This is a genomic window from Microcoleus pseudofavosus SVA1_A4, from assembly GCF_036700565.1.
In the GTDB taxonomy this organism is placed as follows: domain Bacteria; phylum Cyanobacteriota; class Cyanobacteriia; order Cyanobacteriales; family Microcoleaceae; genus Microcoleus.
Genome location: NZ_JAUBPE010000003.1, coordinates 158,171 through 172,382 on the forward strand (window position 1 = coordinate 158,171; position 14,212 = coordinate 172,382).

Consider the following 14,212-nt stretch of genomic DNA (forward strand, 5'->3'; position numbering starts at 1 on the left):
AAACAGAAATCGGGTTATAAACAAAAAAGCAGAGCTGATTTTACCCTTCGTAAAGTAGCACCAGTAAAATTCCAGCAATTTTGTCCCCGGGAAATTTATTAAATAATTTAGGTGATGATTTCTACCGCCGACCCGACTGTATCCGTGATTATCCCAGTCCACAACGGGGGCGCTTACTTCCGCACCTGTTTGTCAAAACTGGCTCAAGCTGTACCGAGACCGATGGAAATTATTGTAGTAGCCGATGGCGAAAGCGATGGTTCTTGGCGTCTGGCTAAAGAATTCGGCGCCAAAGTCATCAGAATTCCCGAATGCGGGGGGCCAGCGCGGGCAAGGAATTTGGGTGCCCAGGCCGCAAAGGGAGATATTCTATTTTTTGTGGATGCTGATGTGGCAATTTGTCCTGAAGCTGTGGGTTATGCGAGCTCGGTGTTCAAAAATAATCCCTACTTAGCTGCTTTCATTGGCTCTTACGATGATGCTCCGGGAGATCCCGATTTTCTATCGCAGTACAGGAACTTGCTGCACCACTACGTGCACCAAACAGGTAACGAAGAAGCTTCGACTTTTTGGGGGGCTTGCGGAGTGATTCGCCGGGAAATTTTTTTGCAGATGGGCGGATTTAATGAGAGTTACCGCCAAGCTTCGATCGAAGATATTGAGCTCGGCTACCGTTTGAAACAAGCCGGTTATAAAATTCTGCTGTGCAAAACATTGCAGGTGAAGCATTTAAAGCGCTGGGAACCGATGGGGATGGTGAAAGCTGACTTTTTCTACCGAGCGCTGCCTTGGACAGAACTGATTTGGCGCGATCGCAAATTGAATAACGACCTCAACTTGCAAGTTTCAAACCGCATCAGCGTGATTTTAACTTATGCAGTGCTGCTGGCAATTTTGGGGACGTGCTGGTCGCTGAGCTGTCTGGTACTGGCTAGCTTGCTGGCAATACCGCTAGTAGCAATTAATGCACCGCTTTACCGATTCTTTAGGCAAAAACACGGTCTCCTATTTGCCCTAAAAACAATTCCCTGGCACTGGCTTTTCTACTTTTACAGCGGACTGGCGTTTGCGATCGGCACGGGTCGCCACTTATACCAAAAAAAGTCCTGGACTGGCAAAGCTAGCTTGCCAGTATCGCTGAATAAATCAAGGCAAATTATCCTTCAACATCAGGTCGATCGATAGTTTCTTAGGGTGTTCGCGGGTGCATCTATCAATTTTAGAAGTTATAAATAATTGTATAGTTGAGAAAAAAGCTGGAGGTAGGCTGAGTGAAACATTATCCTGTTGCGATCGTCGGTGCAGGCCCTGCGGGCTTGACTGCTGCCTACGAGCTAGTCAAGGAAGGCATCATCCCTGTTGTACTAGAAAAAGGTGATAAAGTTGGGGGAATAGCTCGCACCGAAACCTACAAAGGCTATCGTTTCGACATTGGCGGCCACCGCTTTTATACTAAAGTTGCAGCCGTGCAGCAGTTGTGGCAAGAGGTACTGGGAAATGAGTTTATTAAAGTGCCGCGATTGTCGCGAATTTTTTATCGAGGTAAATTTTTTAACTATCCGATCAGTGCCTTCAATACTCTTTTTAATTTGGGCATAATTGAGAGTACGCTAATTATTTTGAGTTATCTGAAAGTTAGAATTTGGCCGCTTAAGGAAGAAAAAACTTTTGAACAGTGGGTGATCAATCGTTTTGGGGAACGCTTGTATAAAACATTTTTTAAGACTTACACTGAAAAAGTTTGGGGAATTCCCTGTTCGGAAATTCAAGCAGATTGGGCGGCGCAGCGGATTAAAGGATTGTCCCTGACGACAGCAATTATTAATGCTTTGTTTGGCAGCAACGACACTAAAACATTAATCAAAGAGTTTGACTATCCGGCTTTGGGGCCGGGGATGATGTGGGAAAAGTTCGCGGAAGCTGTGGAAAATAAAGACGGCAAAGTTTATCTCGATACTAAAGTGATTAGCTTTGAACGTGAAGGGAATAAAATTAAAAGTATTACTGCTGAGCATAACGGAGAATTAGTTCAATATTCGGCGGATAATTTTATTACGAGTATGCCGATATCGGCGCTGGTAGCAAGACTGAAACCGCAGCCGCCAGAAGAGGTGTTGCACGCCGCGAGCTCGCTCAAATATCGAGATTTTTTGATTGTGTCGCTGATTGTCGATCGCAAGGATTTGTTTCCAGACAACTGGATTTACATTCACTCCCCCGAAGTCAAAGTTGGACGAATTCAAAACTTTAAGAATTGGAGTGCCGCTTTAGTTCCCGACGCCAGCAAAAGTTGTTTGGGAATGGAATATTTCTGTAGCGTAGGCGACGAGGTTTGGGAAATGTCGGACGCTGAACTTGTGGAATTAGCAACTCGCGAGTTGGTTGGCTTGGGTTTAGCAAAAATTGCGGATGTTGAGGATGGAGTTGTCATACGGCAACCGAAAGCTTATCCAGTTTATGATGCCGAATATCGCGGACACTTGCAGGTACTTGAAAATTTTTTGAAGGGAATGGAGAATTTGCAGACGATCGGGCGAAACGGTATGCACCGATACAACAACCAAGACCATTCCATGCTGACTGGAATTCTGGCTGTGAGAAATATTCTCGGCGAAAAGCACGATTTGTGGGATGTGAATACTGAGCGATCGTACTATGAAGATTTTAGTGTCGATCGATCGAAAGAAAAAAAGGATTCGGATTTGATTTCGCAGTCTAGTTGATATATTGCAATGCGGGCAATTAAGCGAAAACCCATCTTTTGTTTGCGGGCGATCGCTCAACACTCTCTAACCCTAAGAATCTAATAATTTACAATCAGGGAAACTATTATGAAACTTACGGATTTACCCCAAAATGTTCTTGATGATTTATGTCAAGATCAACAGTGGCGTTTAGATATCGATCCAGGATTTGACAGCAAACACGAATTTTGGATGGCGTGGCACCATTTTCTCAAGTTACCGGAGGAATCCTATTTTCCTCGTACCGAAGATAGTCTGGCAGATTTCCTCACAGTTGAAGAGTATAACCTGCTGCTGCCAGTGCCGCGATCGCACCATGCCAGTATTTATCCCATTCGATTGATTCCGAGTGCCGATCGACAGACACTCACGCTGTTTCTTCAGGACTCTTACCATCGCGATTGGTTCACAAAGCCCAGCGATGCCCGTTATGGATTTCTGGCGATCTGCGATCGCTACCAGAAGTTTGGCTGCGATTTCTATCTTGCCAGCTATTATCATTTCGCTTACCTCCTCGGAAAGGATTACGAAGTGGCTGTAGCGATTCTTACTCAAAAATTAGATCGCCTAGCGTAAGTGAAGCACTATCCCGATCGCCCGCTTGCATAAATCACTCGATGTGTTTTCAAAATGTTCGATCGCCGATAGGGATTTTTTAACAGCTTTTTTTCCACCAAATCTACAGGACGGTGAAATAAATTCTCTATCTCTTCCTGCATACCCAATAAATGAGACAGCGTGAGGCGGTGCGAGGGTTCGTAAGTAACTAATACATCCACATCACTATCAGGGCGAAAATCATCCCGCAGCACCGAGCCAAACAGGGCAAACTCGATAATGTTCCAGCGCTGGCAAAATTGTGCGATCGCATCTAGAGAGACTTTTAGGCGATCGTTCACCACATATTCTAAATCTGATTGCAACTCAACCATGCGCGAGCCAACCTCCTATCTTGTAGCTAACGTCTTTTAATTGTAACATCCCAGGTCTGATTGACATTCTAATACTAATATTTGAAGTAACTTTTACTTCGGAAATAGCTGGCATCATTACCCGACATTTGGGACAAAACCAGCAAACTTTTTGTTGGTGAATGTGCCGCAACAATGGCTCAGAACAACAAGGACATTCCTGCATTCTCTTTTACCTATATAATTAATTAGGGAAAAACTATTTTAGGAGCAGCCATATGTCCTAAATAAAGATAGGCAGCCGAGCGCAGCACAATTTCGGAATAGAGAATTTTTTGGATGTCTAAACTCGGTGCACGTTTTGCAGTGAAGTTGTAAGCCACGATTTCCCCTTCCAAACTGAATTCACTATCCGTCAAGTAGTGGTCGTAATCGTGCATTCCCTGAAAAATAAACCCGTAAATAGGATTGGGATAAACCGAAGAATCGTAACTTTCAGCAGATACCCAAAGTTGCCCTTGTTTGATATCTGCAAACATTTCTTCTGCGTTTTCGTAACGGATATAATCTGAAAATTGTAGATTTAAAGGCAATTGCTGGAACTCACCCATTAGCCAATCACAGAGTTGGGCGATGGTTTGATCTGAAATTTCGGCTGGCTTACTTTCCAAATAGAGTTTGGCGAGAGTTTCTACTTTTAATGCGGTTATGTTTGCTTTTGTGAGAGTCATATCGCTCCCCTCCTAACCTTGAACTACCTTTATTCTGACAGTTTTTATCAACAACTGCTATGAGCTAGCTCATAATTGAAAAAAAATAGTCAAGGCTATTTAATCGATCGCACTCCCTGTTAATTTGCCATTGCTTCCTGTACTTGCTGTGAAACGCAACCTGCGGCTTTAATTAAATCTGCTGCTTTTTCGCCGATCGCAATTATCGGCCCATTCGTATTTCCTGTGGTGATTGTTGGCATGATTGACGCATCTACCACACGCAATCCCTCAACTCCATGTACCCGTAATTCGGAGTCTACAACCGCCATTGAGTCAGTTCCCATCTTGCAGGTGCCGACAGGATGAAACACCGTACTGCACGTTTCCCGGATGTAGGCTTCGAGGGCTTTATCGCTGTTAACACCGGCACCGGGAGCGACTTCATCACCCCGAAACTCATCAAAGGCACTTGTCTGAAACACTTTGCGGAGTAATTTAATTCCTGCAACCACCTTTTGCATATCAGATTCACTTTGGAGATAGTTCATCCGAATCATTGGTGCATCTTTCGGATCGGGCGATCGTAAAGATACACTACCAATACTCTCAGGATGGATCAAACATACTAAACCAGTGAATCCCGAATCAGAACTAGGAGGGAATGTCAACACAACAGGGCTGAAGATCAACTGTAATGGATTAATTTAGTCAGGCTAGAGAATTCAACTTTTCCTACAAGATTTCTGCATCAAGATACGGTTGTTTTTATACACTTCTAAAGTTCCCGACTGCTGACTGTCCAACGTGCCATCCCACACCCAATATTCATAATTACCCTTCCGAAACTTATAGACTCGAACGCCTTCTGTCGCTTTGCTAGTACCTCCGCCCAAACTTAAATTACCCTTGGAACTAATCGAGCGATAGAGCAGTTCACCTGAAGCCTTCTTTTTCCAAAGATTGATGTTGTAACCACCCTGGCATTTCATACTGAGTATGAGGTCAGCAGTAGAATCAGCAGATGCAGGTAAGGAAAAATTAGCTAAGACACAGATTGGTAGAGCAAGCAGTAATGCGGATTTTTTCAGTAGTGTTTTCATAGATAATTTGGGGGTTGAAACCGCTAGTTTTAGGCTATTACTCCAAAGATATATCCTGGCAAATCCGCTCTAGCTTTTCTGGATTCCGCACACTGTAAATAGACTGGATATAGCCATCAAAAATCTCAAACGTCATCACACTGTGAATGTGGCCATCCAGATATTGGATCATGCCGGGTTGTCCGTTGATATCGGCTAAGCTAGATACAGCATTGAGCATCCATTTGCGACGAATAGCTAATAGCATTCGAGCTACTTTCATTGCCCCGTGTATCGGCTTGATGGCTGCAATCACTTTGCCTCCACCATCTGAACAAAACGTCACATCCTTCGCCAGTAACAGCAACAAGTCTTGCAAATCGCCCTTGGTGGAGGCATCTAAAAATTGGGCTGTAATCTGCTCTTGCTGCGGCCTGGAAACTGGGAAACGAGGACGTTGGTCGGCAAGATGCTGCTTCGCCCGTCGCAGGATTTGGCGACAATTAGTGGAACTCTTGCCAACCATCTGAGCAATTTCGTCATAGTCGTAGTCAAAGACATCGCGGAGTAGAAATACTGCCCGTTCGATCGGAGATAAACGCTCCATTACAGTTAAAAATGCGATCGAGAGCGAGTCTGCTAATTCCATTATATCGGTTGAATTTTCGGATTGTGGCGTTAACATCGGTTCTGGTAGCCAGGTACCGACGTATTGTTCTCGTTGGACACGCGCCGATCGCAAATGATCGATGCAGAGGCGCGTGATGATAGTTGCTAGATAAGTCTTTGCCGATCGCACGGTTTCGCTTGCCGTCTGTTGCCAGCGCAGAAAGGTTTCTTGTACCATATCCTCGGCATCTGTGACAGTTCCCAGCATTCGGTAGGCGATCGAGAACAGCAACGGACGATGGTGGTTAAAGTCATCCAGAGAACTCATAAAGCCCCCTGCTCTTGTTGCTGAATAGTTCTCAATGCCCAGAAGCCAATTCCAGATCCTAATCCATCCACAATTAATATCAGGATGGCTGTGACTTGGAACACCAAACCCCAGCCTTCAGAGGCAACTTGAGACACATGATCGGGACTGATCTCGATGAAATGATTGTAAAGCCCAAACAGGAGCGATCCAGCCATTGAACTGAGTAAGAGCCAGCTACCAATGCGATAGAACTGTGTCCAAAGCAAAACGGCTGCAATGATGGGCATTAGAAAAATCACAATACCCACAAACAAACTCTGAAGGAGAGAGAGGGGAATTGGGATTTGCAAATGCGCTAAACCATGCAGTCCGTTTGCGATCGCATGGATGACCGCGATCGTTGTTCCATATTGAGCAATCTTCATTTTATTTCTCCCTGATTAGAAAGCTTTCCAGACAACTCCTAGTGTTAGCCCGATCGAGATTAAATAGTCAGTTGGCCCTCTTCAACGGCAGTTTTAACAAGCCATTCCAACGATCGCGGTTGAAAATTGAGTTCGCGTTTTGCCTTACCATTGGAGACACCTCGTATCTGGGTGCCATAGTAGACAGCATCTGCACCACTGATTCGCAGAGCATCCTCAACTGATACCTGCGGTGGCGGTGGAGCATTGAGCCACTGGGCATAAGCAGGAAGCCACACGCGCACCTCTAAGGGCCGATCGTCCGCAATCAAGTAAATACCGGGATTTCCCCGATCGACTGCCGCAACCGTCGCCAAGGCCGCATCCTCAATGTGAACCCAAGACCATACACCTTCGCCATTTCCGACGATCGGGAATTGTTGCTGCCGCACCTGTTCGGCAACGTCTCCATCGGTTGCGTACCAAGTGCCGGGCCCGTAGAAGAAGCCGTAACGCAGGACAATTGCTTCTAGATTGGGGTTCCCTAGCAAGCGATGTTCAATCTCTTTTAGGGTGCGGGTTCCGTCTGCAACTGCGGGCGAAGCATCTAAGGCTAGGGGTGTTTCTTCATCGGCCAATCCTGTACCGGGAATTGCCCAAAATGCGATCGATTGCCTGATGTAACGACGCACACCAGCCGCTTGCGCTGCCGCTAGGACATTTGCACCTCCTTCGAGACGGATGCGATCGTTCAGTGCTGCTGCCGCCTGCATTGTCTCAGGGGTGTAGGTTTTAGGCAGAGAGGTGAGTTGTTCGATTACAACGGACGGTTGAGCGCGAATCACAGCAGCTTTGACAGCATCTGCATCGAAGACATCTGCGATCGCAGGTTCCACACCTTGTTCTGCTAAAATCCGTGCTTTTTCGGGAGTGCGGGTCAATGCAACTACATCATGTCCTGCGCTGTGCAATTGGGCGATCAGCGGACGACCGATCGCCCCCGTTGCACCTGCCACAAAAATTCTCATCTAGGAACCTCCTGTTGAAGCCTTTGAGGTATTTATAGATAAGACGAAAGAGCATCGTTAGTTGTGACAAGTCGTGCATCGCGGGCGATCGAACAGGTTATCAATAGGAAACACGCCATAGAATTATTGATAAGATTCAGAGGAGCTAGATTTAGAGGTCATCTTATGTCGCCGATCAAACAACGCCTTCTAGAAGCGATCGATCGAACTCCTGAATCGATTTTAGAGCAAACCCTGACATTCCTGGAATTTTTGACCAGTCGGACACAAACCGATCTCGCCCCAGACTTTGACTCAGATTTTGATTCAGACACCGATTCCAACGACCAAATCCTCGCTGACCTGAAAGCCTCCTTCCACCAAGCCAAAGCTGGACAAACTTTCCCCATCGAGGAACTCTGGGACGGCATCAATGTCTGATATGCCAGTCCAACTCAAATTCACGGCACTCTTCAAACGTCGCCTCAAGGGACTCGCCAAAAAGTATCGTCAAATTCAAACCGATGTTCAGCCCGTCCTCAATGAGATTATCCAAGGGAACTTCATCGGAAACCAGATAGCAGGAACCCAATACACCGTTTACAAAGTCCGGGCTAAAAACAGTGATGCCCAAGTTGGTAAGAGCGGTGGTTATCGTTTGATTTATCAAGTTGAATCACCGACTCAGGTTGTCTTACACCTGATTTACTCGAAATCAGAACAAGCAAACGTCTCGGCCGAGGAAATCCAAACTGCGATCGCACAATACCAAGCAGAACCAGGCGAATAAGCCATTTTTCAAATCTCAACTTTGGATATCGCCGACATTGATATCACATATGGCCCAAGTCCCGACCTTCTTGTGGCAGCAGTGTATCTTTGAGAGTTGACACAAATTTTTTAAACTTGTGCTAACTCTTGACTACATACTGATTAGAGTGAAAAATATGCAAAAACGCCAGCAACAAACCAACCAAGCTATGAACTTTTCACAGCAATCAGGGGGCAAAAGTCCCACACCCACAAAAACCAACCCAACACAAAATCTCAACACCGGAGGGCTGCGGACATTACTCCTCGCCGCCGGGATAGCATCTCTGTGCGCTAGCTGTCAAAATCCTCCAGCACCCACCGCCACAACTCCCGGAGCCAGTCCCGGAACCAGTCCCGCAGCCTCTCCCGTCGCAGTCAGCAGCCCAGGAGACCCAAATACCGTCAAAATAGTCTCCATGCTGCCGATGACAGGTAGCGCCTTGGGTCAATCTCAAACAATGGTCAACGGCATCAAACAAGCACTTGCTGAAACCGACTCCAAAGCCTGCGACGGCAAAATCAAAATTGAATACGAAGTTCTTGATGACGCCACCGCCGCGGCCGGTAAATGGGACCCAAGCCAGGTAACATCCAACTCTAACAAAGTCGCCGCCGACGGTTCGGTAGTTGCTGCGATCGGTCACTACAACTCAGGCGCTGCCAAACTTTCAATTCCGGTACTCAACCAAGCTAATGTAGTGATGGTCAGTCCGGCAAACACCTATCCGGGCTTGACCAAACCAGGAAAAGGCGAAGCCAAAGAACCCAATGTTTATTACCCCGCAGGCACTCGCAATTTCACCCGCGTTGTCCCCGCTGACGACCTCCAAGGTGCTGTAGCGGCCAACTGGGCGAAATCTTTAGGAGTCCAAAAAGTCTACATCCTCGACGATCAAGAACTCTACGGCAAAGGCGTTGCTGACGTTTTTGAAGCAACTGCTAAAAAGTTGGGAATTCAAGTCCTCGGTCGCGAGGGAATTGATATCAAAGCCAGTGATTACAAAGCTTTAATGAATAAGATTAAAGCTTTAAATCCAGACATGATTTACTTTGGGGGCACTACCCAAAGCAATGCCGGACAAATAATTAAAGACATGAGAAATGTCGGAATGGCCGCTAATGCAGTTAAATTAATGGGCCCGGACGGCATTAAAGATCAAGCTTTAATTGATGCTGGAGGCAAAGATGCCGAAGGCGTTTATGCTACTTTTGGTGGCTTGCCTCCTAAAGAATTGACTGGAGCTGGCGCGAAGTGGTACGAAAGCTACAAGGCAAAATATAATGCTGAACCAGAAGCTTATGCAGCTTATGCTTTTGAATCTGCTAAGGTGATTATCGGCGCAATTAATAAGGTCTGCAAAAATGACCGCGCCGCGATCCGCGATGCTGTTTTGGCAACTAAAGATTTTAACGGGGTACTCGGCACTTGGAGTTTTGACGCCAACGGCGACACGAGCTTGACTACAATGTCAGGAAATGTTGTTAAAGGTGGCAAGTGGGAGTTTGTGAGCGCACTCAAGACTGAATAATTAGTCTGTTGTCAGTTGACTGTTGTCAGTTGACTGTTGTCAGTTGACTGTTGTCAGTTGACTGTTGTCAGTTGTCAGTTGTCAGTTGACTGTTGTCAGTTGTCAGTTGTGATTGGTGATTCATTAGTGGCGACTACCCACTATATGATTACCGATCGCAGTCTAGGACGCATTCATACTAAAGAAACCGGGTTTTTACTGGATTTAAGGTTTCGATCGAGTTGTTTCGGAAAAAAACCCGGTTTCTGCCTCGATGCACAATTCCCGATTACCGATTACCAATTACCGAAAATTATGAAAAACTGGCCGAGTATTCTTCTATATCTAGGTGTAGCTTATATAGTTTTGTTGTTAGGGCCGATCGCAGGATTTGATTTGCCGACAATTATTGGCGAAATATTCCGCAGTCCCGAAGTTCTGATTCAACAATTGTTAGTGGGTTTGGTCAACGGCGCGCTGATTGCAATTATTGCTTTGGGTTACACGATGGTTTACGGCATTATTGAGTTAATCAATTTTGCTCACGGCGATTTGTATATGTTGGGTGCTTTTGCTTCGCTCACTGTGTTCGGAGCTTTTGGGATTCAAGACGGCGCACCTTTAGGTATCGCAATACCGGTGATGTTAGTCGCTTTGGTTGTATGTTCGCTGTTTTGTGCTGGACTGAATATTGTGGTCGAAAAGTACGCTTATCGACCTTTGCGAAATGCTCCCCGTTTGGCTCCTTTAATTTCGGCGATCGGAGTTTCTTTTATTTTCCAAAATATGGGGTTATTTTGGGGAGGATTGAAAGCTTTTATTCCCGTGATGGGTTCTAATTCTGCCGCTCCGAAAAGCTTCCCCGATTTGTTGCCGCGAGTTGATATTCTCAAGTTTTTGGGAATTCAAACGAGTATTGTATTTACTACGAAAGATTTAATTGTGTTGGTGGTGGCTGTAGTATTGATGGTTTTGCTTCATGTTTTCGTGCAGTACACCCGTCTGGGAAAGGCGATGCGGGCAACTGCTCAAAGCCGCGATGCTGCTAAAATTATGGGGATTAATGTCGATCAGATTATTGCTCTGACTTTTTTGATTGGTGGGGCTTTGGCTGGTTCGGCGGGAATTTTGGTGGGTTTGTACAACAATACGATCGTTTTTACGATGGGGTTTACGGCGGGTTTGAGGGCTTTTACGGCGGCGGTTTTGGGGGGGATTGGTAATATTGTCGGGGCGATGTTAGGAGGGGTTTTGATTGGGTTGCTGTCGTCTTTGAGCGACCAGTATTTGTCGAGTCGCTGGACTAATGCTTGGGTGTTTGGGGTTTTGGTGGTGATTTTGGCTTTTCGGCCAGGGGGTTTGTTGGGCGAAAACGTTCAGGAGAAGGTTTGAAGGTGCTGGGTTGAAAAAATGGCAAAAGACATTTATCGGGACTTAAACAAAAAATACGAGCTAAATCAGTTCTAATGCTTGAAGAGCAAGCATATAACGTTAAAGAATGAGCAATGAAAGAGACGACCTCCGCCGCGATGCCCCCCTGCTTTGATAAATGGTGTCAAAGATTTGACGATATCTTTGGTCATCAAGCCCAAAAACGGGAGTTTAGGAACTATTTAGGCGGATTATTGGGAGCTCGGTAGCGAAAAAACCTCTCGCAGATGGCGACAAACGCCGTCGGAGTAATTTACCACAAATTACACCATTTTTTAACTGCCGCGCCCTGACGCGGTTGTCAACCCGTCAGCAATTTGATATTATTGATAGCGATTGCTTAAAGTTGTGCTGTGATTCAAGGTCAAAAAATCAAGACAATGGGAATTCAAAAATAGGTGGGTAGGTTAACTGAATACTGGCGCTCGATACGTCGCCCTAGTAGTTTTTGAATTTGATTATATGGTCAATGTTGGGCGCAGCGAAGCGGAGGGAGTTGGCAGGGAAAGCAAGTCAAGACTTTATTACGCTCATTAATCGGAATTAGGCGCAATAAACTACGATTTTTTCAGAGGGGTATGAGGGCTATGTCCTTGATTATATAAATGTTTTGACTCTTGTTGTCACCCCCTCATGGGTAATGCTTGTATCACAGTTTAAATGCACAACAGCTTATATGGATTGTCCAGTGACCCACTCACTCATGCCATCTCAACAATCTACTCCCGACAAAGAAGCCCCCAAAGTCTCATGGTTCTAGCGCTTGGTTTTTTTAAGTTTGGGAGGAATTCGATAAATCACCCAGTTGGGTGTTTCTTGATAGAGTTCCAATGTTTTTTTAATGTATGCAACTAATTTAGGGTTATCTCTTGCAATTTGATTATTGTCATATTTAACAATTCCCATCCAATCGGCTCCCTGGGTAATCAAATCTTTCAAGATGGCAATTAAAGTATCATCTGTTATGGGATATTTCCAATCAATACTATTCTTTCTCATCCTCTCTTGAGGACTAGAAGGAGGAAAACCCGAATAAATAGAAGGAGGAAAAACCCAGCCACGTCGGCGACTATAATAGATAGCGACGGGATCGCCACCTCCACGATTAGCTATAGTAACAAGAAGGTCACTTGGTTGAGTTATTTGCTGCAAAGCTATCCCTAGTTCGTAACCATCTTTTGCCCAAGGATAATAGCACCATAAGTTTAACTGTGTATAACCAATTCCAGAAATTATTAGTAGTATTGCCGTTATGAGTGCTAATGCTGAAGATGAACCTCCGACTCGCTTGGCGAATGAAGCAAGTGCTATCAAACCATTTCCTGCTAGAGCTGCGGCTGCTGGGTTGATAATATTTAAGTTAGAGGGATTTAGGACGAGCTGTTGAGCGCCAATGAAGTAATAAATGGCAAAACCAAGTATCCACGCATGAAACATCCCTGGTACTGGTACAGCTACATTACTTGACTGATCCTCCGATTCCTTGGTAGGAAGTTTATAATCAGGAGGAAGGAACAAACCAATAGCAACAAGGAGCATAATGGGATATGTCCAAAGCCAGTTATAAATATGATTATATACTTGAGGAAAGAAATATTTTTGTTGCGACCAATCACGTGAAGCAGGATCCCAGAGCCAGTTCCCGCTGCCAGCAAAGTGGTAAGGCGGATAGGTGAGAGCAATATGCCTCGCCCACAAATAATAGGCAGCTACTGGCAGGAGGATGGAAATGGCAGCTACTCCAATTACTATCAGCTTTTTCGGGCGCAGTAATCCTCGATGACGCAGGACAACAAATATTGTATAGAGCATCGGAATGCCAATCATTAAACCTGGTAGTTTGGTTAAAAAGCCCCAAATTGCAAAGAGGGTGGCAAGTAATAAATAGTACCAGCGGTCAGTTTGTAGGTAAGCAACCAGCATCCAGAAACTTGTGACAACTAATGCAATCATTGCCGGGTCTGGAAGGAAAGACCGATCGAGACATATATTTCCGGGAAAAATTGCGATAATTGCAGCACTCATAAGAGCGCGATCCCGATCCCAAATACGAGAAACTAACTGATAGAAGGCAAATATTCCCCACAAGCTAAACAGGACAACGACGCTGCGTCCCACCCAATCATGCTGTCCCAATAAAGTATAGAGAAGGGCTGTAATATAAGTAACTGTTTGAAATTCGCGTCCATTATAGCTAGGCCCTGGCCCATCCCAGCTAACTTCAGGGTAGAAGATATTCCCATTTCTGCGATAGAAATTTTCGGCCATCATGGCTGTGCTTGACTGACGCCAACTAAAGCTATCAATAAATGGCTGATTGATATGAATCAATCGCACAATAGCGGCCACTACCAAAATTGATATCAGGAGATAAGTGGTGTTCCTATAAATTGGAATTTTCATCTTGCCTCTGATGATATAAAAAAATATCTGACCTGTAAAGCTAGGCAGTAAGGTAGTGGAACCTAGACAAGGGCAGCGATAGCTAACTAACTTTACACCTTGGAAGATATCTTGGTCAAGTGGAGTACGCTAACCAGCAAAGAGGGGGAGCCTTCACAGCCTGCTCCCCCTCTTTGCTGGTTCTCTCCTGCGTAATTCTTGTTTTAATTGTCTGATATCGAGTTGTGCTTAAAAATTTCTATTTATAACTGCAAAAAAGAAATAGGAAGAGTCAACAGCT

At 45.2% G+C, this 14,212-nt stretch carries 15 protein-coding genes and 1 pseudogene; 8 read left to right on the forward strand and 8 right to left on the reverse strand.

Translation table 11 applies throughout. The annotated features are described in order from the left end of the window. The first annotated feature begins 114 nt into the window (after positions 1-114). The 3 genes from QUA02_RS02445 to QUA02_RS02455 all read left to right on the forward strand — a co-directional run bounded on the left by QUA02_RS02445 (position 115) and on the right by QUA02_RS02455 (position 3,320). The gene (locus QUA02_RS02445) at positions 115-1,185 is read left to right on the forward strand and encodes a glycosyltransferase family 2 protein (RefSeq protein WP_333025105.1); all 1,071 of its coding nucleotides are present in this window, start codon (positions 115-117) and stop codon (positions 1,183-1,185) included. Positions 1,186-1,271: 86 nt separating this feature from the next. After that, a complete protein-coding gene (locus tag QUA02_RS02450) occupies positions 1,272-2,723 on the forward strand; it encodes an NAD(P)/FAD-dependent oxidoreductase (protein ID WP_333025046.1) in 1,452 nt (483 codons plus the stop codon). A gap of 108 nt (positions 2,724-2,831) precedes the next feature. Beyond that, positions 2,832-3,320 (forward strand): hypothetical protein, encoded by a 489-nt coding sequence (locus QUA02_RS02455; RefSeq protein ID WP_333025048.1) that lies wholly within the window; start codon positions 2,832-2,834, stop codon positions 3,318-3,320. 8 nt (positions 3,321-3,328) lie between these two features. Here the strand turns inward: QUA02_RS02455 and QUA02_RS02460 are convergent, their stop codons facing one another. The 7 genes from QUA02_RS02460 to QUA02_RS02490 all read right to left on the reverse strand — a co-directional run bounded on the left by QUA02_RS02460 (position 3,329) and on the right by QUA02_RS02490 (position 7,798). Beyond that, positions 3,329-3,676 (reverse strand): nucleotidyltransferase family protein, encoded by a 348-nt coding sequence (locus QUA02_RS02460; RefSeq protein ID WP_333025051.1) that lies wholly within the window; start codon positions 3,674-3,676, stop codon positions 3,329-3,331. A gap of 227 nt (positions 3,677-3,903) precedes the next feature. Further along, entirely contained in the window at positions 3,904-4,386 is a 483-nt protein-coding gene (locus tag QUA02_RS02465; protein WP_333025053.1) for a transposase, read from the reverse strand. A 119-nt stretch (positions 4,387-4,505) separates the two neighbouring features. Beyond that, positions 4,506-5,039 carry a GMC family oxidoreductase gene (locus tag QUA02_RS02470; protein ID WP_333025054.1) on the reverse strand — a complete coding sequence of 178 codons (534 nt, stop codon included), beginning with the start codon at positions 5,037-5,039 and terminating at the stop codon, positions 4,506-4,508. A 51-nt stretch (positions 5,040-5,090) separates the two neighbouring features. Then, entirely contained in the window at positions 5,091-5,468 is a 378-nt protein-coding gene (locus QUA02_RS02475) for a hypothetical protein (RefSeq protein ID WP_333025056.1), read from the reverse strand. Positions 5,469-5,505: 37 nt separating this feature from the next. Further along, the gene (locus QUA02_RS02480; protein WP_333025057.1) at positions 5,506-6,384 is read right to left on the reverse strand and encodes an RNA polymerase sigma-70 factor; all 879 of its coding nucleotides are present in this window, start codon (positions 6,382-6,384) and stop codon (positions 5,506-5,508) included. Next, positions 6,381-6,791: a hypothetical protein gene (locus QUA02_RS02485; protein WP_333025059.1), complete on the reverse strand. Its 411-nt coding sequence runs from the start codon at positions 6,789-6,791 to the stop codon at positions 6,381-6,383. Before QUA02_RS02485 ends, QUA02_RS02480 begins: the two co-directional genes overlap by 4 nt. Positions 6,792-6,850: 59 nt before the next feature. After that, positions 6,851-7,798, reverse strand: coding sequence for an NAD-dependent epimerase/dehydratase family protein (locus QUA02_RS02490; RefSeq protein WP_333025061.1), 948 nt, complete (start codon positions 7,796-7,798; stop codon positions 6,851-6,853). Between the two features lie 165 nt (positions 7,799-7,963). Here QUA02_RS02490 and QUA02_RS02495 point away from each other — a divergent pair, with 165 nt between their 5' ends. From QUA02_RS02495 to QUA02_RS02515, 5 genes and pseudogenes are all read left to right on the forward strand, one after another. After that, the gene (locus tag QUA02_RS02495; RefSeq protein WP_333025062.1) at positions 7,964-8,218 is read left to right on the forward strand and encodes a hypothetical protein; all 255 of its coding nucleotides are present in this window, start codon (positions 7,964-7,966) and stop codon (positions 8,216-8,218) included. Beyond that, positions 8,211-8,567 (forward strand): type II toxin-antitoxin system RelE family toxin, encoded by a 357-nt coding sequence (locus QUA02_RS02500; RefSeq protein ID WP_333025063.1) that lies wholly within the window; start codon positions 8,211-8,213, stop codon positions 8,565-8,567. The genes QUA02_RS02495 and QUA02_RS02500 overlap by 8 nt, the downstream gene beginning before the upstream one ends. Before the next feature lie 157 nt (positions 8,568-8,724). Then, entirely contained in the window at positions 8,725-10,119 is a 1,395-nt protein-coding gene (locus QUA02_RS02505) for a branched-chain amino acid ABC transporter substrate-binding protein (RefSeq protein ID WP_333025066.1), read from the forward strand. Positions 10,120-10,413: 294 nt separating this feature from the next. Beyond that, complete coding sequence (locus tag QUA02_RS02510; RefSeq protein WP_333025067.1) at positions 10,414-11,490, forward strand: branched-chain amino acid ABC transporter permease; 1,077 nt, start codon at positions 10,414-10,416, stop codon at positions 11,488-11,490. A 113-nt stretch (positions 11,491-11,603) separates the two neighbouring features. After that, positions 11,604-11,819: pseudogene (locus QUA02_RS02515) on the forward strand (transposase); the annotation flags it as partial. Between the two features lie 466 nt (positions 11,820-12,285). Here the strand turns inward: QUA02_RS02515 and QUA02_RS02520 are convergent. Next, the gene (locus tag QUA02_RS02520; RefSeq protein WP_333025069.1) at positions 12,286-13,932 is read right to left on the reverse strand and encodes an ArnT family glycosyltransferase; all 1,647 of its coding nucleotides are present in this window, start codon (positions 13,930-13,932) and stop codon (positions 12,286-12,288) included. Positions 13,933-14,212 lie beyond the last annotated feature (280 nt).